This is a genomic window from Hoylesella timonensis S9-PR14, from assembly GCF_000762405.1.
Lineage (GTDB): Bacteria > Bacteroidota > Bacteroidia > Bacteroidales > Bacteroidaceae > Prevotella > Prevotella timonensis_A.
On sequence record NZ_JRPQ01000115.1, the window covers coordinates 14,765 to 37,933 of the forward strand.

Annotated in this window: 17 protein-coding genes, 1 other RNA gene and 1 riboswitch; of the genes, 13 read left to right on the forward strand and 5 right to left on the reverse strand. The window is 42.1% G+C overall.

The window, feature by feature from the left end; genetic code table 11:
• Nucleotides 1-52: 52 nt before the first annotated feature.
• Nucleotides 53-2,359, reverse strand: coding sequence for a TonB-dependent receptor (locus tag HMPREF9304_RS07260; protein ID WP_036927859.1), 2,307 nt, complete (start codon nt 2,357-2,359; stop codon nt 53-55).
• Nucleotides 2,360-2,438: 79 nt separating this feature from the next.
• Nucleotides 2,439-2,537, reverse strand: a riboswitch (TPP riboswitch).
• A 149-nt stretch (nt 2,538-2,686) separates the two neighbouring features.
• Nucleotides 2,687-3,086: a transfer-messenger RNA gene (gene ssrA, locus HMPREF9304_RS14035) on the reverse strand.
• Nucleotides 3,087-3,707: 621 nt separating this feature from the next.
• Between ssrA and HMPREF9304_RS07265 the strand changes: the two genes are divergently transcribed.
• The gene (locus HMPREF9304_RS07265) at nt 3,708-4,556 is read left to right on the forward strand and encodes an alpha/beta hydrolase (RefSeq protein ID WP_036927861.1); all 849 of its coding nucleotides are present in this window, start codon (nt 3,708-3,710) and stop codon (nt 4,554-4,556) included.
• Between the two features lie 61 nt (nt 4,557-4,617).
• Here the strand turns inward: HMPREF9304_RS07265 and HMPREF9304_RS07270 are convergent, their stop codons facing one another.
• Complete coding sequence (locus HMPREF9304_RS07270) at nt 4,618-5,046, reverse strand: HU family DNA-binding protein (RefSeq protein ID WP_036927863.1); 429 nt, start codon at nt 5,044-5,046, stop codon at nt 4,618-4,620.
• 116 nt (nt 5,047-5,162) lie between these two features.
• Between HMPREF9304_RS07270 and HMPREF9304_RS14670 the strand changes: the two genes are divergently transcribed.
• From HMPREF9304_RS14670 to wecC, 12 genes are all read left to right on the forward strand, one after another.
• The gene (locus HMPREF9304_RS14670; RefSeq protein ID WP_197061653.1) at nt 5,163-5,324 is read left to right on the forward strand and encodes a hypothetical protein; all 162 of its coding nucleotides are present in this window, start codon (nt 5,163-5,165) and stop codon (nt 5,322-5,324) included.
• A gap of 220 nt (nt 5,325-5,544) precedes the next feature.
• Nucleotides 5,545-8,157: an SLBB domain-containing protein gene (locus HMPREF9304_RS07275; RefSeq protein ID WP_036927894.1), complete on the forward strand. Its 2,613-nt coding sequence runs from the start codon at nt 5,545-5,547 to the stop codon at nt 8,155-8,157.
• A 51-nt stretch (nt 8,158-8,208) separates the two neighbouring features.
• Nucleotides 8,209-9,240 (forward strand): GumC domain-containing protein, encoded by a 1,032-nt coding sequence (locus HMPREF9304_RS07280; protein ID WP_036927866.1) that lies wholly within the window; start codon nt 8,209-8,211, stop codon nt 9,238-9,240.
• Between the two features lie 16 nt (nt 9,241-9,256).
• Nucleotides 9,257-10,810, forward strand: a complete 1,554-nt coding sequence (locus HMPREF9304_RS07285; protein WP_052045998.1) for a lipopolysaccharide biosynthesis protein — start codon at nt 9,257-9,259, stop codon at nt 10,808-10,810.
• On the forward strand, nt 10,807-11,571 hold the full coding sequence (locus HMPREF9304_RS07290; RefSeq protein WP_036927869.1) for a glycosyltransferase family 2 protein: 765 nt from the start codon (nt 10,807-10,809) through the stop codon (nt 11,569-11,571). The genes HMPREF9304_RS07285 and HMPREF9304_RS07290 overlap by 4 nt, the downstream gene beginning before the upstream one ends.
• Before the next feature lie 68 nt (nt 11,572-11,639).
• Nucleotides 11,640-12,821, forward strand: coding sequence for an O-antigen ligase family protein (locus tag HMPREF9304_RS07295; protein ID WP_036927871.1), 1,182 nt, complete (start codon nt 11,640-11,642; stop codon nt 12,819-12,821).
• 1 nt (nt 12,822) lies between these two features.
• Nucleotides 12,823-13,881 (forward strand): glycosyltransferase, encoded by a 1,059-nt coding sequence (locus HMPREF9304_RS07300; protein ID WP_036927874.1) that lies wholly within the window; start codon nt 12,823-12,825, stop codon nt 13,879-13,881.
• Nucleotides 13,882-14,298: 417 nt separating this feature from the next.
• Nucleotides 14,299-15,123 carry a glycosyltransferase family 2 protein gene (locus HMPREF9304_RS07305; protein ID WP_052046000.1) on the forward strand — a complete coding sequence of 275 codons (825 nt, stop codon included), beginning with the start codon at nt 14,299-14,301 and terminating at the stop codon, nt 15,121-15,123.
• A gap of 4 nt (nt 15,124-15,127) precedes the next feature.
• Nucleotides 15,128-16,201: a hypothetical protein gene (locus tag HMPREF9304_RS07310; RefSeq protein ID WP_036927876.1), complete on the forward strand. Its 1,074-nt coding sequence runs from the start codon at nt 15,128-15,130 to the stop codon at nt 16,199-16,201.
• 6 nt (nt 16,202-16,207) lie between these two features.
• On the forward strand, nt 16,208-17,398 hold the full coding sequence (locus HMPREF9304_RS07315) for a glycosyltransferase family 4 protein (protein ID WP_036927879.1): 1,191 nt from the start codon (nt 16,208-16,210) through the stop codon (nt 17,396-17,398).
• 11 nt (nt 17,399-17,409) lie between these two features.
• On the forward strand, nt 17,410-18,588 hold the full coding sequence (gene wecB / locus HMPREF9304_RS07320) for a non-hydrolyzing UDP-N-acetylglucosamine 2-epimerase (RefSeq protein WP_231564489.1): 1,179 nt from the start codon (nt 17,410-17,412) through the stop codon (nt 18,586-18,588).
• 53 nt (nt 18,589-18,641) lie between these two features.
• Nucleotides 18,642-19,856: a UDP-N-acetyl-D-mannosamine dehydrogenase gene (wecC, locus tag HMPREF9304_RS07325; RefSeq protein ID WP_036927882.1), complete on the forward strand. Its 1,215-nt coding sequence runs from the start codon at nt 18,642-18,644 to the stop codon at nt 19,854-19,856.
• 405 nt (nt 19,857-20,261) lie between these two features.
• Here wecC and HMPREF9304_RS07330 read toward each other — a convergent pair whose 3' ends face one another.
• Complete coding sequence (locus HMPREF9304_RS07330; RefSeq protein ID WP_036927884.1) at nt 20,262-22,100, reverse strand: BACON domain-containing protein; 1,839 nt, start codon at nt 22,098-22,100, stop codon at nt 20,262-20,264.
• A 22-nt stretch (nt 22,101-22,122) separates the two neighbouring features.
• Nucleotides 22,123-23,163, reverse strand: a complete 1,041-nt coding sequence (locus tag HMPREF9304_RS07335; RefSeq protein WP_052046003.1) for a BT_3044 domain-containing protein — start codon at nt 23,161-23,163, stop codon at nt 22,123-22,125.
• Nucleotides 23,164-23,169 lie beyond the last annotated feature (6 nt).

Consider the following 23,169-nt stretch of genomic DNA (forward strand, 5'->3'; position numbering starts at 1 on the left):
CCACCTCCTTGTGCTTTTCTACGCCAAAGAGGTGGGTAAGATTTGATATTTATCAGAACGTCAATGACAAGTTTGCCATGAAGTTGATAGGAGCCTGTGGCGCAAAGCCAGCCATATACTGTCCGTTTTTGCCATAGGTAGCTACGACGTTGCCTTGTGCATCCTTCTTAAAACTAGGTGCTGCCCAGCCGTTATTGTCGTATTTGGCACTGAAAAGGTTGTAGACGGTACAGCCAACGGTAGCCTCTTTCAAGCCCAACTTGTGATAGGCAAAGGTGTAAGCCACGTTGAGATTGGTGGTAAAGATGCTGCCCAACATCATGCTCACGTCTATATCTTGACCTTTGGCGTCTTTGGTTTGATAGTTTTTCAGACCTGTATTGGTGAGATACTGCTCACCAATATACTGCGTATGAACATTGGCTGACAAACCTTTGTAGTTGAATGAGAAGATGTTGTTGAAGATAAGTTCTGGAGAAAAACTGGTAGGTGTGTCGCCCAAAGAAGCGTGCTTCCCATCTTCCAACTTCACCCTCCAGTCCTTAACACGGTTCTTGCTGAAGGTAGCATTGACGTTCCAAGTGAACCAGTCGACAGGTTGCCAAGCCGATTCCAACTCAATACCCATACGATAGCTGCGACCTGCATTCTTTGTCTTCATCTCACCGATGGCATCCAGTTCGCCAGTGAGCACAAATTCGTTGCTATAATTCATATAATATAGGTTGACACCTGCACTGTACTTGGCACTGGCAAACTGATAACCTATTTCCAAATCGCCTAATTTCTCTGCTTCCAACTTGGTGTCAAGGTTTTGCTCAAAACTGTTACGGGTAGGCTCTTTGTGCGCAATGGCATACGATGCATACACGCGGTTGTTGGAATCAGCCTGATAATTGAGTCCAAACTTAGGATTGAAGAAATTGAACTTTTGGTCGAGATTGAAGACAATCTGCTTTTTATTGTTGTCCCATGCGTCGGAAGGACCCGTCATCTTAACGCCCACATGACGATATTGTAAGTCGGCAAAGGCACTCAAACCCTTTACGAACTCCCAGTTTACCTTTCCGTAAACGTTGCCGTCCACCTTCTTGGTATCGTTGTTGTAATACTCGTTATCAGGCTCCAATGTGGAGGGTCCCATTTGATACACCTTCTTCTTTTTGCCGTTGGCATCTTCTATCTGATAGAAAGGGGCACCCGTCCAAATGACTTTTCCAAAGTGACCGCCCACATATTTGTTCCAACCGCCACCGATGTTGGCTGTCAAACCGCTGTTGTTGTCATAGTTAATGGAACCTACAGCACCATAAAAATCGTTGTCCATCTTCTTTTGGCGAACCAAGTCGCCCAACAACTTGGTGTCTTTAGACAAATGATATTGATACCACTTGCCTTTTCCTTTGTACTGCTCGTAGTATCCGTCGCCCTTGGTATAGTGCAAGGCAACGTTGAGTTTCCATTGGTCTCCAAGCAGTTGACTCCAATGCAGCTGGTAGTTTTGCTGGTGATAGTTATCCGTTTGTCCGTCGTAATATTTCACCTTGCCCTTGGCATCTTTATACTTACCGGCCGAATTGTAGGTGCGTCCGTACAAACTTTGCTCGTATTTGGAAGCGTAGTACCATGCGTGATAAGTACGTTCCACGCCATTGAAGGTGACAAACTTCACCATGGTGTTGTCCGAGAAGTAGCCCGCTTGAATGAAATACGAATTGAGTTTGGTGGAAGCACGGTCCAAATAGCCGTCGCTACCGATGTTGGAAAGGCGTCCTTGTATGCCCCAATGGCCACCGATGAGCCCTGTTCCGAAGCGCAAAGTCTCTTTGTGCGAACCGTAACTACCGCCCGAAAGGTCGATGCCGAAGAATGGTTTGGTACCGATATTCTCGGTCTGCATGTTCAAGGTAGCACCAAAGGCACCCGCACCATTGGTAGACGTACCAGCTCCACGTTGCAGCTGCATGCTCTGCACACTCGAGGCAAAGTCGCTCATGTTCACCCAAAAGAGGTTTGCACTCTCGGCATCGTTCTGCGGAATGCCGTTCACCGTGATGTTGACGCGTGAGGGGTCTACGCCACGCACACGCAGAGAGGTGTACCCAATACCATTACCTGCATCGGAAGTAAAGGTAATTGATGGCAAGGTAGACAACAAGAACGGAATATCCTTGCCATGGTTCATCTGCTTGATTTGCTTTTGTGTCAAGTCCGAATGCGCCATAGGCGTCTTCTTGTTGGCACGAGTAGAAATTACTTGTACATCTTGTAACTCGTAAGTATGCAAGGTGTCAATAGGTTGCACCGCATACACATGGACGGCAGTCATCGCAAACACTGCCCATAAAAACTTTTTCATTGATAAAAATAAGTCATCAATAAATACATAAATAAGGGAGAGAGCAAGTGCAAAGTTTTACAGTTAAAGAACTTCGCCCACTTGGCTTCTTGGTCGATTCCTACGCTGGTATTATCCAGATCAGGTCAGAAGGTTTGTTCTCAGCCCACGAATAAAGTGAGCACCCTTAGCTTACAGTTTGTAAACCGACGGCAAAGGTATGACTTTTCTGTAAGATTTGCAAAAAATAGTTGAAAAAACAAAGGTCGCAATCATTCATTCTTCATGAGCAAGACACGCTACCCATCAAAAAAGCCCATCAGTAACTTACTGACAGGCTCTTGCAGAATGTGGAGCTGGAGGGAGTCGAACCCTCGTCCAAACAGGGAAACCATACGCTTTCTACACGCTTATTCTGGCCTTTAGTTTTCGTGTTATGGCAAGACCCAGACCACCAACCATAACCTTATCCTCTAAAAATTCATTTGCCGAGCGAGGCATCAACAAACTATTTCCGATTTACCTGCACCGCTCAACCCTCAGATTCGGAACCACATCCTTGGAGCGATGTCTCGTCCCATCAACTATTGACGGGATAAAGCCAGTAATCTACTGTACTTCGATTAGGCAGCGAGAGCGTAATTGTTTTCGCCAATTAAATTGTTGCCTGCTAAGATTTAGGAGCCAACAAACCATGCTCCGCGTGCTTACATACCATTTCATCCCGCTGTCAAATCCAGTCAACCCCAAGATGATTTCACTACACCAAAGTGATGAACGTGAAAAAGTGGTAGTATCAAGAAGAAAGTCCACGAAGCTCTACAACTATTTCTTGTGAAGAGCGTTCCAGTCTTTGCCCCTGATTTGCAAAGATACAACTTTTTCATGGTTTTGCAAATAGAACACGAAAAATCTTGCTTTTCAACCTCAATTGATAAGGATTTTTTATTGCCCCACCCTATCTGATCATAAAAAAATATATACCTTTGTAAACAGCTCTTGCATTTTAGAGCAATGTTGTTGAACAACAAATGAAACCAATACAACAAATAAACGAAACAAGACAATGAACGCAAGCGTTCTGCAAATAAAACAAATCTGTCAACATCAACATGTTGTACACCTTTGCCAAATTTGTTTCATTCGGTGAACGCCAGCGTTCATAGATTCCAGCAATCGGATTTGTTTCTTTTGTTCAATTTGTTGTTAAAACAAAAGAACATGATTGTTTTTGACAACAAACGACCAATATAAATGAAAAAGCCATGACCTTTGTATGGATGCAACTGGCGTTGGGCTACTGACAACCTTTGCATTCTTTAATCATTGATACAACCTAAAAATAGTTATAAATTAAAACAATAGTACAATGAAAAAGCTTTTTTTATTCGTCTTTCTCTTTTGGATGAGCTCGCCATTATGGGCTGGCAAGGTGATTACCGACAGTATACACAGCAATGTGCTGGATAGTACGATGACCTACAATGTCTATTTGCCCACAGGATATGAACTGTCATCACAAAAATATCCCATTGTTTACTTGCTGCATGGGCTGTATGGCACTTATAAAGATTGGGCTTCGAAGGCAAATGTGAAAGAAGTAGCCGACGAATTGATAGAAACTCAGGAGGCTGTGCCTATGGTGATTATTATGCCCAATGCAGGAAATCCTGATGTAAGAAATCAGTGGAATGGCTATTTCAATATGCCTGGTTGGAACTATGAAACGTTCTTCTTTACCGAACTGATGCCTGCCGTAGAGAAAAAATATCACACTTACACAGACAAGAATCATCGTGCCATTATGGGACTCTCGATGGGTGGAGGCGGTAGTACGGTGTATTGCCAACGGCATCCCGAGCTTTTCTCGTCATGCTATGCCATGAGTGCTTGGTTAGACAATAAAGAACCAGAGGTTGCCCCACATGGGAAGGACAAATTGTACTATGTTTCTAAATCGGTGCATGACCATTCGGCAATTGATTTCATCACGAACGCTGACGAAACCACGAAACAACAGTTGCGCTCTGTTCGCTGGTTTTTCGACTGCGGAGATGACGATTATTTGGTAGAACTATCCTTTAAGATTCACCAACTCTATGCCAAAGCAGGCATCAAGAGCGAGCTTCGCATTCGCAATGGCGTGCACAATTGGGAATATTGGCACAGCTCATTGCGACTTGCCCTTCCGTTTGCTTCGATAGGTTTTAGAAAGTAACGGTGTAAAAAGGCGGTAACATCCGCTGTTTCGACAGCTGAAGAAGACCAAAAGGCACGCTCTATGAGTGCCTTTTGGCTTTTCCCGGAATCCATTCTACCTCCACATCCTTACTGAAAGTTTGCTGAATAATACCCGTATGTGCCAGTCTATTGCCGGCTGGTAAAAATTTACATTTAATGCGACGAATATGCTGATGGATATTGAAGTCGGCTTGCTGAGCTACCAAATCGCTTTCTACCGTTAGATGAAATCGACCGAAGCCATCTAACACCACCGTCTTTCCATCAGACAGTTGCTGTTTTAGCTCGTCCACCAACTCGGTAATCAAGCCTTGCACTTCGCCTCTTTTGAAGGTAGTGTTCGATTCAATGATGGTTGCCAATTCGTCCGTGTGGATTTCACCTGTCGACACGACCTTGGCATACCATTTACTTTGCTGCACTTTGTTTTTGAATTTTGACTGCATTAGTCTAATCAATATTGACATGGTTTCATGGTTTTAAGTGTTTGACACATGATGATAATAGTAGAAAACAGACTGTTTTGGAGTATAAAACAAGCTGTTTTATCTCACAAAACAAACTATTTTGCACTTTTCATCCTATGAGATACAAAGTTAAAAGCAAAAACATTGATTTGCAAGCATCATCCTTCAATGCAGGGCGCATTCTTCCTTTTTTCAGCGGATATGCCTATCATTTAATGCAGGTGAAACTATATTCAGCGTTTTTTGGACGCAAAAAAGAGGGAAAAGTTGAGAGTTAGTGCACATCTTACGCAGTCTCTTCAATAAATATTGTTACCTTTGCAACATTTAAGCAAAAAAAGAGTTAATAATATAAACGACGGATGAATGGGAAAGTTCTTCAAGATAGAACAGACCTGAACCCTCCTTCACGCTTTGCAGAATAATTGACAAGTTTGTCCAAATGATATTTTTATAACTTTGAACATGATGATAAGAAAAAGTTACACCATTCTTGATATGAAAAGAATCGTTATCTATATCCTCTTTTTAACACTCTGTCCAATCGCTGCTCACGCTCAGTCGAGCATGACAGATGAGCAAATTCTTGAGTTTGTCTTAAAGAAAAATGCCGCTGGCACGTCACAAGCACAGATCGTTACCAAACTGATGCAGAAAGGTGTGAACATACAGCAAATACGAAGGGTGAGGGACAAATATGAACGACAGCGCAAGCAAAGCGGACTGGGCAATGTGGCTGACCAAACCGTTGCTCGGGCAGAGAGCAGGATGCGAGAAGCCAATGGCAACTCACATCAAGCAGCCAAACGATTTAATACCATCAAGAATAAAACAGATAATAGGGAACAACAGTCTGTTCAACGCATTCAAGGACAACCATCATGGAAAGCAGAGTATGACGAAAATAGCGAAGATTTTCAACGGATGCAGAATGAATTGCAGTATATCACACCAACCGACTCCATTGAATGGCTCAAACAGATTTTGAAAAAGCGTGAAGAAGAGAGGCGCAAAGTTTTTGGTCGTGACATCTTCAACAACGAAGAGCTGACCTTTGAACCCAGCATGAACATCGCTACACCGCAAAACTATCGGTTAGGTCCGGGCGATGCTGTTTATATTGACATCTATGGGGCATCCCAAAAATCTATACAAAGCACGGTATCGCCAGATGGCGATGTGAACATTGAGGGCTATGGACCTGTTCAGGTCAGCGGACTGACCATTGCGCAAGCCAATCAACGCCTGCGCACACAACTCGGTGCACGATACAGTAGCAGCAAGGTGCGTCTGACATTAGGACAGAGTCGTACCATTACTATCAATGTCATGGGCGAGGTAATGACGCCAGGAACTTATACCGTTTCAGCCTTTGCTTCAGTTTTCCATGCGCTGTACATGGCTGGAGGAACCAATAACTTGGGAACCCTACGTAACATCAAAATCTATCGCAACAACAAGTTGGTGTCTACTGCCGATGTTTACGACTATATCTTGAATGGCAAAATGAGAGGCAACGTACGCTTGGCAGACGGTGATGTGATCTATGTGGGACCGTACGACTGTTTGGTGAACATCACAGGTAAGGTGAAACGCCCCATGTTTTATGAAATGAAGAGCAACGAAAGCATGGGTACCCTATTGAAATATGCCGGAGGATTTACTGGAGACGCCTACAAAAAGGCGGTACGTGTGTTGCGAAAGACGGGACGTGAATACGCTGTTTTCAATGTGGCAGAGTTTGACATGAACTCTTTTCATGTGGCAGACGGCGACTCGGTATCGGTAGATTCTATCATTCAGCGTTACAGTAACACGGTAGAAATCAAAGGAGCAGTATTCCGCCCTGGCATGTATCAATTGAGTAACGACATCAACAGCGTGCGTACACTGATACAACATGCCGAAGGACTGAAGGAAGAAGCTTTCACCAACCGTGCCATTATTCACCGTTTGAAAACAGATCGCACATTGAAAGTGCTGTCGGTAGACGTGGCAGGCATCATGAACGGCACCACAGCCGATGTGCCTCTTCAAGAAAATGACGTGCTGTTTATTCCCACCAAAGAAGAACAAATGAACCAGCGCACTATCACCATTCATGGCGAAGTACAATATCCTGGCATCTATAACTATGCCGACAACGAGACATTAGAGGATTTCGTGTTGCAAGCAGGAGGTCTAAAAGAAACGGCATCTACCGTAAAAGTGGACGTGGCACGTCGCATCATCAACCCCAAAGCACTTACCACCGACTCGCTCATCGCCAAGACATATACCTTTGCTCTGAAAGACGGATTTGTGATTGACGGCGAACCCGGTTTTGTTTTGCAACCCTATGATGAGGTTTATGTTCGTAAGAGTCCGGGTTATAGTGACCAGAAGAACGTAAGTGTAGAAGGTGAAGTGATGTTTAATGGCGTCTATACCCTGAACAAACGCAACATGCGACTCACCGATTTGCTGGAAGCAGCAGGCGGTGTAACCGATTTGGCATACGTCAGAGGCGCACGACTGGAACGAATACCCAACGATATGGAACGCTCCAGAATGGAGACAGCCTTGAAGATGCAGGAAGAAGAGCTACAACGCCAGCTGCTACAAATGGCAGTAAACAACAATAATCCGGCAGGAATCCAACAATTAGGGCAAAACTCCTCCAACACTCAGCTTAGGAAGTTTGAGATTCCACGCTCGTTCCCTGTAGGTATTGAACTGGATAAGGCTATTGCTAATCCCAACAGCGATGCAAATATTGTACTGCGAGAGGGTGACCGATTAATTCTTCCCCAATACAGTGCGACAGTGAAGATAAATGGTGCCGTGATGTATCCTAACACAGTAGCCTACCAAAAAGGAAAGAAAGCCAAGTACTATATTAATGCAGCAGGAGGATTTGCTCAAAATGCCCGTAAGAGCAACGCTTATATCATCTACATGAACGGTATGGTAAACAAGGTTTCACAAGGAGCAAAAATAGAACCTGGTTGCGAAATTGTAGTTCCCAGCAAGCTATCTCGAAAGATGAGCATTGCAGAAACAATGAGCCTTGGTAGTGGCATCACCAGCATCGCTGCCATGATAGCAACAATTGCAAATATGGTGAAATAAGTTTGTCTGTGATATCAACAATTCATTGATTTGTGCTAAAAAAGAAGTGTGATGAAAGAAGGAAATGAACAAATACATCTCTCCGAAATCGTTCAACGAATCATTCATAAAAAGTGGATCTACACCATTGTTCTGTCCTCTACCTTTGTGGTGGCGTGTTGTTTAATACTTCCTGTGCCCAGATATTATCGAAGTGGAGTGACATTAGCTCCCGAATTAGGAAATGTCAATGGTGGAGGTAGCCTTTCTGACATCGCTGCGTCAATGGGCTTTAACTTGAACAACACAGTTTTGTCGGATGCAATTTCACCTGAACTGTACCCAGAACTCTTAAAATCAAATAGATTTATTCTTCAACTGGTTAACACACAAGTTACAAATATTGAAGGCGATATCAACACCACCTATTATAATTATTTGGACAAGCATCAGAAGCAAAACCCGTTGATGATTCCTCTTTATGCTGTAGAAAAACTCTTCATGAAGAAAGTGCATCCCTCATCGAAAAGCCAGCAGATAGATCCATTTCAACTTACAAAAAGAGAAAATGATATTTTTGGCGCCATTCGGAACAAAATTAGCTGTAGTGTGGACAAAAAAACAAACTTAATCACCATAACAGTAGAAGACCAAGACCCCTTGATAGCTGCAACAATGGCTGATACGGTACGCAACAAACTACAAACGTTTATCACAGAATACCGAACCAGTAAGGCGCGTCACGACATGGATTATTACAAGCAACTAACCATGAAAGCTAAACAAACATACGAAAAGGCGCGCCAAGCATACGGAAGTTATGCAGATGCGAATATGGAAGTTATGCTTGAAAGTTTCAAATCAAAGAAAGACGATTTGGAAAACGATATGCAACTCAAGTTTAATGCCTACAGTACACTGAACACACAGTTGCAGGCTGCCATAGCCAAGGTTCAAGAAAAAACGCCTGTATTTACGGTCGTAACCAGTGCTTCGGTACCATTGAAACCTGCAGGACCTAAACGTATGCTTTTCGTGGCAGGTATGCTATTCTTAGCATTCATCATTACAACCGTCTATGTCTCAAGAGATTTAATTTTCTAAGGTTTCTTAAATAAAGATGACAACCTATCAAGCCAACAATAAGAGGATAGCAAAAAACACGATGTTCTTATATATCAGGATGTTTTTTGTATTGCTGGCCAACCTGTATATCTCACGTATATTGTTAGACACGCTTGGTGTTGTTGACTATGGCATATATATGGTTGTCGCTGGTCTGGTGTCTCTCTTTGGCTTTTTCAACACAACGCTTGCGTCCACCTTGCAACGCTATTACAACTATGAGGGCACTCACAAACGGGAACAAGGTATTCAAGATATTTTTGCAACAGGCTGTATTATCAATCTACTGGTAGCAGTGTTTACCTTTATCTTATTGGAATCGGTTGGCTTATGGTATCTCAATCACTATTTAGTGGTACCTGCCGACCGCATAGAGGCTGCTAAAATACTTTTTCATGCCTCTACCCTTTCGTTGGTTTTGATTATTCTCCAAATCCCAGCCACAGGACTTATCCTTGCCAAAGAAAGAATGGGATTTTACGCAGCGGGTAGTATGATTGACGTCAGCCTAAAGGTAGCAGCAGCTATGGCATTACCTTACATCGGTGGCGAACATATCTCAGTGTACGCATATTTCTTGCTTGGAATTGCCTTCTTTGATTTTTTGCTGTATCATGGATATGCCAAAATGTCTTTCCTTTATATTCACCTAAGTAGAAAGATAAACTGGCAAACCGCCCGTTCGTTGTTGGCATTTACGGGATGGAACATGATGGGCACGCTGGCATTCATGCTTAGAGGACAAGGTATCAGTCTGTTGTTGAACAATTTCTTCGGTCCTATCGTTAATGCCGCACGTGGAATCTCAATGCAAATAAGCAGTGCAGTGGGACAGTTCTCCTCTAATGTGTCAATTGCTTTTGCACCTCAAATATCTAATTCGGTGGCTGCACAAGACCACAGAAGGGCACAATACTTGATGTTTACAGAATCCAAGATATGTTATGCGCTCATGCTGATCTTGGCTACTCCGTTATGTTTGGAGATTGACTATATCCTCAACTTATGGCTTGGCCATCATATTCCGTCCAATACCAACATCTTTTGTGTCTTAATGCTTATCGATGCGTTGATTTGTACGCTTAACACTCCCTGCACACAGATTACATTGGCAACAGGAAAGATAAAACTTTACGAGATTGTAAGTACCACCATTAACCTCTGTCTCATTCCTGTGTGCTATATCTTTCTTAAAATAGGGTATGGAGCAGTGAGTTCTTTTGTTATTACCATTGTCTTTTCAATCATCCTTCAGATAGGATGCCTCATCATCACTCATCAACAATTTAATTTCAAATACGTCAACTACCTTAAGGAGGTACTTTTTCCTTGTCTCGCCATGACTATCCTACTGCCCGTCACCCCTACGCTTATAAAGATAAATATGCACACATCTTTTCTTAGGCTCACCGTGGTCTGCGTTATGGCTTTATTGACTTGCATTCCTATGGTATATTGCATACTCTTAAATCAAAAAGAAAAGATATTGGCGAAAACATTTGTTTTGAAATTGATACAGAGAAATCAAAATAACAGTGTAAACCTATGAAAATTTCGATCATCACCGTGACATACAACAGCAGTAAGACTGTGGACAGAACTATTGAGTCGGTACTGCATCAATCATATCCAAACATAGAGTACTGGGTAATAGACGGCAACTCTACAGATGGCACAGTTGACAAGTTGAAACGATATGAGAACAAATTTGAAAAAAGACGCTATGGAAAGTTTCATTGGATATCTGAGCCAGATAACGGCATCTATGATGCGATGAACAAAGGAATAGAAAAAAGTACTGGTGAAATTGTTGGTATCTTAAACTCTGACGACTGGTTCACAACAAATGACGTGGTTGAAAAGATAGTAAAAGCATTTACAGATGACATAGATGCGGTGTACGGTGATATATACACTGTTCAGAAAGAGACGCCTGATGTTTGTTCCTATCGTTGCAACAGCAGGATTTTTCGACCATATCTCCTAAAATTTGGTTGGGCTCCACCACATCCCTCATTCTACGTTAGAAGATCAATCATCAAAGCATACGGGGCTTATGACCCGACGTACAAAATAGCTGGTGACTTTGAACTCATTGCGCGCTATATTCACCGACATCACATACATACAAAATATATTCCCATGGATTTTGTCACCATGACTACAGGCGGAGCAAGCACCAAAGACGCACAAGCATATAAAGAGGGAATCAGGGAAGTGAGGCAGGCTTGCAAAGAGCTGGGTATTCACACCAATGGTCTGAAACTTTCCATGAAACGCTTCATTTCCATGGTTGCTAACAGAATATAATCAACATGCAGCTAAAAAGGTTAAGATTTATTCAAGTAGATCTCTACATTTGTACAAGCATACTCTGTTTGTACTTTGCTGCATTTGCAAGCCTTTATTCACCCACGGCGAACAAGGTTGGACTCTATGTTGCCATTCCTATGGCTATGCTATTGTGTACGCTCATCAATAGGGGCTTTAGAACAAATCTATACGAAAAAATTTTGTACGCTTTGCTACTTTGGGATTGTGTTGCTTATTTTTGGGCAGATGATAAGGCATTGGCATCAACAGAAGTACACCAAGTCTTGGGAGCAGCTATGATGATCTATGTAGTTTCAATTCTTTCTCGTTATTCCAAATACCAAAAGTTTATTTATTTCACCTATATCATTCTCTATTTAAGTGCGTGGAATTATGCCATTCACAACATATTCACAATGATGGTCAATGACAGCGACCGACTGAATGACGAAGAGCTGAACGCCAATACGATGGCATATTATACGTTTTATGTGTCATATCTATTGTTCATGCTCTGGCAAATTTCTAAAAATAAATGGATGAAACGCACATGGCTCTTCTTGTTTTGGATAATGATTCCAGCTTCTTTTGGCGTTTCGTTGCTCACCGCCTCGAGACAAGTCATGATTATACAAGTTCCGTTATACTCACTTCTCATATACCAACGATACTTCAAAGGGTCATCCATGAGAAAAAAGATGTACTTCAGCCTGGTTGCCTTAACCGTCATGGTTTCCCTATCGGGGAAGATTATAAATACATACGACAACAGTTTCCTTAAAGAACGAGCCGAAAAAAATGTAGCTGACGACAGCAGGATGGAGTTGGTACGAGATGCAACGAAAGTGGCATTGAAAAACATGCCATTGGGCGTGGGTAGTGCAAATTATCAAGGGGTTTCGTCCAGAAGACAAATTTCACACAATTCCTATTTGGAGGCATTCGTGAATATGGGGATTATAGGACTGATCCTATACGCAGCTTTGATGATGTCTTTCACGATTCGTCAATGGAAACGCTATAAACGGTACGATGACAAGATGTACTTTTATTTCTTTACGTTCGGACTAATCTATGTTTTGGACGGTGTTTTTTTCGTATTTTATAATGCTATTTGGCTTATATCCTTTTTCATGCTCGTTGCGGCACACAGCGAAACGTATTACTCTGAACATCATAAAGAATTAAATAAAAGCAATAGAGAAGAACTTTCAACCCATTGCGGGACACAAGAACAAATGCTATAAAATGAAGAAGATTCTTTTAGTTGATACCAAATATAAAGAAGGTGGACCAAAAACCGTTCATCAAAACATCTTGAACTCCTACCTCTCGAAGAAGTACGAGATTAAGGAAATAGGCCTCAACGACAGTGTGCTACATTTCAATCCTATTAAGGGCATCAAGTTCGTACTCGCTTATTGGAAACTTATCAATGCAGAGCATGCCGATGTGGCTCTCGTGCGGGGTTTACAATATATTGGCTTTTTAATGGTTTTGGCTGCAAAACTTTCAAATGTTAAAAAGACAATTGTTTGTGTCCACGGATCTGACTGGGATGTACCAGAAAGAACTTTCAGGAAAATAATTCTTAAATACATTATAGAACCCTTGGAAATAAGAATGGCTGATAGTATTTTTACGGTTTGCCAAGCAGAACAGAAAATTGTGAAACCTTTAAAACTGGCTAAGAAAAGAGCTAACAAAGGTGTAATTTACAATACTTTCCCTAATATTAATATCAATAAGATTACCTCAGGAAAACTCAGAAAAGAACTGAGTATTCCTGAAAATAAAATCATTGTCATCTCTGTTGGGCGTGTTGTTATTAGAAAAGGACATCAATATATTATTGAGACGCTCAAAAATTTCAAAGACTCAGTCTTTGTTTTTGTCATTGTTGGGAGTGGCGATTATCTTCATCACTACGAAGAGCAGTGTAAAGAAGAAATTGCCGAAAGACGTTTATTTCTCCTCGATAATAGAACAGATGTCTACGAGTTGCTCAAAGACAGTGACATCTTCCTGTTTCCCACCCTCAACGAAAACCACTCCATGGCACTGCTCGAGGCCATCAACATGCACTGCACAGCCATCGTAACCAACGTGGGAGGCAATACAGAGACAATAATAGACGGCGAGACAGGAATTGTTATTAGACCTAAAAACACAGCCGATATTGTACGCGCACTTTATCGGATGAAAGATAAAGATGTACGGAAAATATATTGTAACGAAGCCTTCCGCTACGCCAAAGAAAAATTTTCGATAATGAACACATTGGGAAAGCTCGAAGAACTATTTTGAAAATTATTTTAACAAAACCGTAAGCAGATAAAGATTACAAGATGTAGGAAAATTATTATTCGTTCCCTCCTTTCCACCCTATCTTAAATTTACTGACAAATGCCATCTGATTTAAAATAGGTGTTGAATAAAGTTGTGCCAGCATGATGAAAACGACAAAACAAAAAAATCATATTGCAAAGAAAACAGATAACCAAGCTCACACTGCTGTCCGTGTAGTGCACCCTCTGTACAACACTTTTGAATGAATACTATCCTTAATCAAAAAAATATAATTATCTTTGCAATAAGAAAAAAATAGCTAAATAGATAAGTAAACGATAGCACGCAATAAATATTTGTCAGAACTAATAGCGTTACAAAATTTAGAGGTGTACAAATAAAGACAACTCGTTGGAATTATAAAATAAACCACTTATGAACACCGATTTAATTTCTGTCATCATACCCTCTTACAAACCAGACAACTATATTTACAAATGCTTGGAGAGTGTTGCCAGACAGGATATAGACAAACAACGCTACGAAGTTATTATAGTGCTGAATGGATGCAACGAACCTTATCATACTGACATTAAGTTGTTTTTGCAACAAAAGTTTCAGGGAATCAAAACCTTGCTTTTGCAAACTGATGTTGCAGGCGTATCGAATGCCCGCAACATAGGCTTAGACAACGCACAGGGAGAATACATCGCTTTTATTGATGATGATGATATCGTATCAAAGAACTATCTTTCAGAGTTGTACCAAACAAATTGCAAATATCCGCTTCAAATTGTGGCGTGCAATGTAAAAGCATTTTATGATAACAACTTAAATGACACAAAACCCGATTATATTGGCAAATCTTTCTTGAAGAAGAAAAATGAGAAAAAATCAAGTTTGTCAGTGTTACAAGGAAGAAAATTTATGAGTTCTACATGTTGCAAACTAATCCCTAAGGTAATCCTCACAGACATTTGGTTTGACATTGAACTCACACAAGGTGAGGATTCTTTGTTCATGGCAACCATCAGTAACAAGACAAGTGGTATCGTCCTTGCCTCAGAAGAATGCATTTATTATAGGCGAATTAGACAAAATTCATCTTCTCATACGGCCATGAACTGGATGAAGCGTGTACAAATCACGGGAAGTTTACTAAAAAGATATGTGAGACTGCTTTCTACAGGAAAATATAATTTATGTTTCATTGTAACTCGCATGTTAGGCACTGTTAGAGAATACATTTTTTACTACTAACAAAATGGCAAAGATATTATATATCACAAAAGAACATCATTTATACTCCTATGACAAACGAAGTCTCTGCATCGATGGAGTTCCCTTACGGAAGTTCCCTTTGTCTGGGGTGAAATACACCTGTTATCCTATACGAATCTTGAACAGGATGTTCAGACTTGAGCCAAGATGTATGGCAAGAGTCTGTTCAGACCTATTCATTATCGTCTTCCAAAAACGTCTATATGTATACAGCGTAAAGGAAGGCGATTTCAAAGAAATCATACCTTGCAGAAAAGGATTTAGCAATCCTCTTCACCTGTGTTCCATGTATTCGTACGGAGATGACAAAATTTTATGGGGAGATTATGGACAGAATTCCAATCATGAAGAAATTAACATTTACCAATATACGAAGAAAAAGGGATTGACCATCGTCCATACCTTTCCTGCTGGAACAATCCGTCACATTCATAACATTGTATATGACGAATATCATAAGCGTTTCTTCATCTTTACAGGCGATTTTGAGAAAATGGCTGGTATCTACGTGGCAAATACAGATTTCTCTGAAGTAAAGCCGTTTCTTATAGGGGAGCAAGACCATAGGTGCGTGATAGGAAGAGTTTTTCCTCAAGGATTGCTGTACGCTACCGATGCAACGATGCAAGACAACTGTTTATATTTTGTTGACAACCATGACAAAAAGCCGAAAAAGGTGTGCGACTTACATGGCTCTGTAATCTATGGCACCAACCTCAACAACGGATTGGTTATCTCCACCACAGTAGAACCATATCCGTCGGTTTTGGGACATAGGCTTCTTTCCATGTTTGATTACAGACTGGGGAAAGGAATTAAAAGCAAGCATGTTGATGTCCTGTACATCACCAACGACTTACAAGTAAATCGCATTGTTCGTCTCGTGAAGGATATTTGGCCTATGAGACTTTGCCAATATGGCCAGGTGGAGTTTCCTGAGATAGAAGAGGCGGACAAGCAAGCAAATATATTATGTTCGCCCATGGCTGTCAGAAAATACGATGGAAAGTTGTGTGAAATAAAGCTCGATTCCCTTTTGTTTGACATTATCAAATAACGCAACATGAAAATACTTGTTACTTCCATATACTACTATCCTGAAATAGGTGCAGCGCCCTCACGGATTACTAATTTAGTCGAGGCACTACAAGCAAAGGGAAATCAAGTGGACGTACTAACGTCATTGCCAAATTATCCCAAAGGAAAACTTTTTGACGGTTACAGGAACTGCCTGTACATGTCTGAGGCTATCAACAACTGTCATGTCTACAGATACTGGATGTACGCTACTGTCAGCAAGAAGCCTTTGCTGCGAGCTTGGAGTATTCTGTCGTTTGCATTGATGATTTGGGGATTCGCATTCCATTTCAGGCGTATAAGGCGTTATGACCGTATCATTATCCAATGCCCACCATTGCCCGTAGCAACATCTGCAATGTTAATATTTAAATGCTTGTACCGACGTACTACGATTATCAATGTCTCAGACCTGTGGCCTCTATCAGCTGTAGAGTTAGGAGCCATGCGTAAAAATAGTCTTTCATACAAATTGTTCGCATGGATGGAACGTTTCGTCTATAAAAAAGCCGATGGTATCATGGCTCAATCAAATGAATCGATACGGCATATCTCCATGTTCTCTGAGCAAACACCTAAATTTCTCTACAGGAATCTACAGAAATACAAAACCGCTGTGGGCAAACGCCGCAGCAAAGGTAATCTCAAGGTTGTATATGCTGGACTCTTAGGAGTTGCCCAGAATTTACTTGAGATAATACAAGTCATTGATTTCAAGAATATTGGCGTCGAATTGCATTTATACGGAGGTGGGAACCAAGCTAACGTCATTAAACAATACATAGACACACATAACACCAATGTGTTTTATCATGGAGTAGCCCCCAAATCGGAGATGGAAAACATCTTGCGTTCCTATGACGCATCTTTGATTCCCCTGACGGTACATATTAAAGGAGCAGTCCCTTCAAAGCTGTTTGACATCATTCCATTAGCCATTCCAGTATTATTTTGCGGCGGAGGAGAAGGAGCAGAGATTGTGAGGAACTATCAGCTGGGATATGTTTCAGAACCAAGAGATTATCTGTCCTTAGAAGAGAACTTGATCAAACTGTCAAAAATGCCTCCTGAACAATATATTTCTCTCACCGAGAATTGTTGTCACGTTGCACAAGAGCATTTTAATTTTGACGAACAGATGACACGTTTTACTTCTTTTCTGAATAAGTTTAACTAAGAATAATATCAATGACACGACAACAGAAAACCGTCATGCTGGTCTTTGGAACTCGTCCTGAGGCTATCAAGATGGCACCACTCATTAAAGAGTTTCAAAAGGAATCTGATATATTTAACACCTTGGTATGCGTCACTGCCCAACATCGACAGTTGCTTGATCAAGTCATGGATGTTTTCCATCTGACTGCAGACTACGACTTGGATATCATGCAACAAGGACAGGATCTATATGACATCACATCTCGTGTGCTGCTCAGCATGAGAGACGTGTTAAGGCAGGCTCGCCCAAATCTTGTACTTGTTCATGGAGATACCACAACCAGTACAGCCGCTGCACTGGCTGCTTTTTATCAACAAATTCCTGTTGGACACATAGAAGCCGGCTTACGTACCGGCAACATTTACAGTCCATGGCCTGAAGAGATGAACAGACAAATAACAGGGCGCATCGCATCTTATCATTTTGCACCCACTGAAACCAGCAGAGCGAATCTTCTAAAAGAGAATGTACACCCAAGCAACATCTATGTCACAGGAAACACAGTTATTGACGCACTCCACTTGGTGGTGAATGAGTTGAAGTGCGACACGCAACTCGCAAATAGAGAACGGCAGACCCTCATCGGCTGTGGATACGATGTTTCCCGACTGAACGAAGACAAGAAACTGGTTCTCATCACAGGTCACCGTAGAGAAAATTTCGGAGATGGATTCCACAACATCTGCAAGGCAATCAAGATGTTGGTCTTACAACATCCCAATGTTGACTTCGTCTATCCCATGCACTTGAATCCAAATGTACGGAATCCCATACGTCAGGTATTTGGAGAAAACCTGAATGACTTTCAAAACTTATTTTTCATCGAGCCATTAGAATACCTTAGTTTTGTCTATTTAATGGAAAAGTCTTTCCTTGTGCTGACAGACAGCGGAGGTGTTCAGGAAGAAGCGCCCAGCTTGGGCAAACCAGTATTAGTGATGCGCGATACTACCGAACGACCAGAGGCGGTTTTGGCAGGAACTGTAAAACTGGTTGGAGCCAATTACCAAAAAATTGTTGACGGAGTGTCGCAATTGATACTTGATGACCATTCGTACAATCTCATGAGCAAAGCCAACAATCCCTATGGAGATGGACAAGCAAGCAAGCGAATTGTAGAGATTATCAGAAACATATTAGGACAATAAAACACAAATTGATACGTTTTACGAAAATATAGAAACATAAAAGAACAAAGAAAATGAAAGTGTGCTTTATGGGATTAGGCTACATAGGTCTTCCCACCGCTATTATTACCGCTCAAGCTGGTCTTGATGTAATAGGAGTTGATATTAACCAAAAAATTGTCGATACAACCAATCAAGGAAAATTACACATCATAGAACCTATGATGGAAACCATGCTGAAAGATGTAATCTCTGCCAAGAAGTTTTACGCCCGTACAACACCAGTTGTCTCAGATGTTTACTTGATTGTAGTACCGACCCCATTTAACAGCAATCACCAACCAGACATTTCATTTATAGAAAAGGCCACACGCACCATCATACCCCTCCTCAAAGAAGGCGACCTATATATCATCGAGTCGACGTCACCAGTTGGCACAACAGAAAAGATGGAAAGACTTATTTTCAAGGAAAGACCCGAACTGGAAGGAAAGATCTACATCGCATACTGCCCTGAAAGGGTGTTACCTGGCAACATTGTTTACGAACTGATACACAATGACCGAGTGATTGGAGGATATGACCAACAGTCCACTGAAAAAGCGATGAGCTTTTATCGTCATTTTGTGAAAGGGAGTCTTCATCCCACCAATTGTAAAACAGCCGAGTTGTGCAAACTCACCGAGAACTCAAGTCGTGACGTACAAATAGCCTTTGCTAACGAATTGTCAATCATCTGTGATAAGGCTGGTATTGATGTTTGGGAACTAATTGAATTGGCCAACAAACACCCTCGTGTGAACATTCTTCGCCCAGGCTGTGGCGTAGGTGGTCATTGCATTGCTGTTGATCCTTATTTTATCACCTCCAAATTTCCAGAAGAAAGTCAACTTATCGCAACATCACGCAAAATAAACAACTATAAGGCTGAATGGTGTGCAGACAAGATAAAAAAAGCCATTATTGATTTCAAGCTAAAAAACAACAAAATACCCCATGTGGCACTAATGGGTCTTACATTCAAGCCAGACATTGATGACTTAAGAGAAAGTCCTGCCCAACAAATTGTAGGCAACATCATGCAGAACTGTCACGATGCAACTTTGATGGTTTCAGAACCAAACATACAAACGCATTCCATCTTTAAACTTACTCCATATCATGATGCTTTTGAGCAGGCTGACATTGTGGTATTTCTCGTAGCTCACTCTAAGTTCAAAGAGCTTACTAAAAAGCAAGACAAAATCATTTTCGATTTCTGCGGAATAGAACATATAAAAACGGTGTAAAGACGAAAATGTACCTTTACCACAATGATACTTGAATGCCTGCTTTGTGCATTTAATAATGGTGTGCCCATTTGGACACACCATTTTTATTTGTTAGTGGTTGGTTCTAAAAAATTACCACCGTATGTATTCCTTTGAGAAGAGCTTAAAAAGATGGAAAGGGGAATAACAAACTGCTTGTTTGCTTATTCTCTTTTCCAACTTTTTTATGTGGGGCGAGAATGATGCACATTGGCTCGGTATCGCACATGGATTTTACATTGGATTCCAATGTCAAATTGTGTAGGATGTAGCCCTCGCTGTTCTTTGACAAATTTGTTATTGCAAAAAAGGCATGCTCTTACCATGTAGAAAGAGCATGCCTATTGTTAATCGTATGGCGCCAACTTGTGGCACAGAGTGATATTAATACTTCTTGGCACCAAGTATGGTTTCAAGATTTTTCTGTGCCCATGCCTCATCATGCACCTCGAAGAGACGCAGTTCAGACATGTTGAACCAGTCGTTCTTAGTTCCTTGAGTTCCCAATGGATCTTTGTTGCGGCGTGCCAGAGGAACAAACCGCAGATACTCATAGCTCTCGGCAGATTTGATGTGGTTTTCGGCTACGCCCTGCTTTCCACGTCCTTCAGGCAGTTTGTAGGTGATGACGCCCAGGCTGGTCCATGCACCATCGGCATCGGCACCCGAGTTGCTTCCGAATACTTCGGCGCGCTTCACGTCACCACCTCCGTCACCATCTCCACGTCCCATGTAGTCGAAGTAGAACTCGCCAGCCGATGGGTTCGCAAGGTGTATCTGTATGCGGTGTGGCTTTCCATCGGATGAATTCTTTTCCCATTGAGAGTGATAGTATGTGCTTGTATTATTGTCAATCAAACCAGGGATACCTTTTCCATCTGTTGGATGTGTAGCATTGGCAGTAATCATGTCTTCGGTGAGCTTTAACTGAACACTCTCAGACCATTCGTCAGATGTTCCTTTGACAGTTACAGGTTGTTTGGTCTCCATGCCGGTAGGACCGTATGTCTTGATGGTGAACTCATATTCGCCAGCGAACTTGAAGGTGTTCTTGAAGGTGATGGAGTTGTTGTTCATGTCAGTGAGAGTCTTCGTCACCGTCTTACCAATCTTTGCGTTGTGCATGGTGATGACCATCTTGGTATAGTTCACCACTTCGGGCTGATCCCATGTAAGGGTTATCTGTCCCTTCCCAGCCTTGGTCTTGGCATTGACAACATTGAACGGTGGCACAGGTGTAAACTTGCTCTGCTTGATAGTGACAACGTACAACTTGTCGTTGTTTTCGCTCTTCAAGGTAACAGTACCCGTACGTGGCTGGTCACTTAGGTTCATATCAACCTTTCCAGACAGTTCACCATCGGTGTTACCCAGCAACTGTTTATCTGCATGCAACCACGAAGTTGCATTGTCGGACACAGTGATAGTCCACTTGCCGTCTTTCTCGTTTTGCACATAGGGGATGCGTATCTTGCCACCCAAGTCGCCGATTTCGTAACTCGTATTACCGTAGCAAGGGATTACCTTGTATCCTACGCGGCTCTGTATCAAGACAAATTCTTGGGTAGCGTCCCAGTTTTGAGACGATTGCAGGGTCATGGTGCAGTAACGGTCAGCCTTGGTCTTGTTGGGGTCGAGGCGCAGCTTGATGAGCTTTCGTCCCTGTGCATCTTCTTCCAACTTTTGGCTGGCATCGAAGTGTACCCAGCTTGTGGTGTCGGGCACAATGACATGATCAATGTTAAGGTTGGTGGAAACGGGTGCCACGAACTCAGTCTCATTTCCCTCTACGTATGCCATGAATCCATTCTTTCGCATAATGAAACCACCATCTTCAACGAGATTCAGTGTGGCTTCGTGTCCTACCTGTATCACCTGAACATTATACTCTTGGTGTCCGTACTTGACGGTGACCACAGCCTTGCGTGGCTGGTATCCATCGTATGTACCAGCCTTTACAAGTACCTTGTCGTTGGCTTTTTCCACCGTACACCAGTCAGCATTTGCTTCAGCGTTCCAGTTTTCTTTCGCCACGTTGGTTACCACATCGATAGTCCGCTCACCACCTTCGCGCTGGAAGGTGATGAGTGCCTGGCTCTTGTGAGGAACCTCAAGCAGAGACTTGTCAAAGTTCGTCTCATAGTCGGGCGAGCAGGCTGTGAACGTCGCAGTAAGTGTTGCGACCAGCATTGCCGAAGCAATGATTATCTTATTTTTCTTCATTTTTCTAAATGTTTAAGTTTTCTTACAATTGCTCTGCCCTTGGGTTATATTGATGGCGAAGCTTTGCCTTTACTTCCTTGAAAGGACCTGGCTTGTTGGTGCCATCTTTCTGTGGGTTGAGCAGGCGATACTTGTAATGTACACGGAACTCTTTATAATAGGTGGAGTTGCCACCGCCCAATGCAACGAGTTCGTTGAGGTAGAAAGTGTTGTCATATTCACCTATGGGGGTGAGCATCACCACTTCCATTTCATTGGCGTTGTAGGGGGTTACTACCACCTCACGCTTCTTTGGGTCGGTTTGCAGTTGTTTGCCCACAGTAAAGACCACACTCTTCTGCTTGATTTGTGGAGCTGCCTTCTTGTAGTCTCCATAATCCTCATTACCTGCCAACATGCGTACGGAGTTCACCGCAAGCGGGAAAGCTCTGAGCGTATTGGTTGGACGAAAAGTCTGACTGCTGCTCAAGTCAACCACATAGGAGCTGTTGTAGCCGTATGTTATTTGCGTTTTGGTAGAAGCAAACTCGTTCTTCCAATGAATGCGCAGCAACACCTCTTTCTTCTTCTTATTGAACGGTGTGGTAGATTTTGGATCCAGCTTATAGTCCAAGAAGTAGATGCTATCTGGCGACAGCTTGTCAAGGTTCTTGAGCTTGATGGGGAACTTTACCTGTGACTCGCCAGCCTTTATTACACCATTGAGCGCAGGTTCTTCATAGCACTCTTTGGGCAACAGCTTAGCAAAGCGTGTGGAGTCGATGTCATAGTTCGATTTATTGAACACTTTGAACAGTGAGTCGGAGGGTACGATACTCACAGGTACGCTTTCCGAAAGTAGCTGTGAACCACTGACACCTACCACCAATTTGATGCTGGCGCCATTAGCGGATGTCTCTGCCTCCATGGCTACACACTGCCTGTCGTACACGCCATCCGAGTTTTGCAGTAAGTTGATTTCCTTTTTATATTGCTCCTGGTCGAAGTCGTATGTCTCGCACGAGAAGAGCGTAATGCCGACAGCCAGCAGCAACAGTTTATTGATCTTATTGTTCATCATCATTTTGTT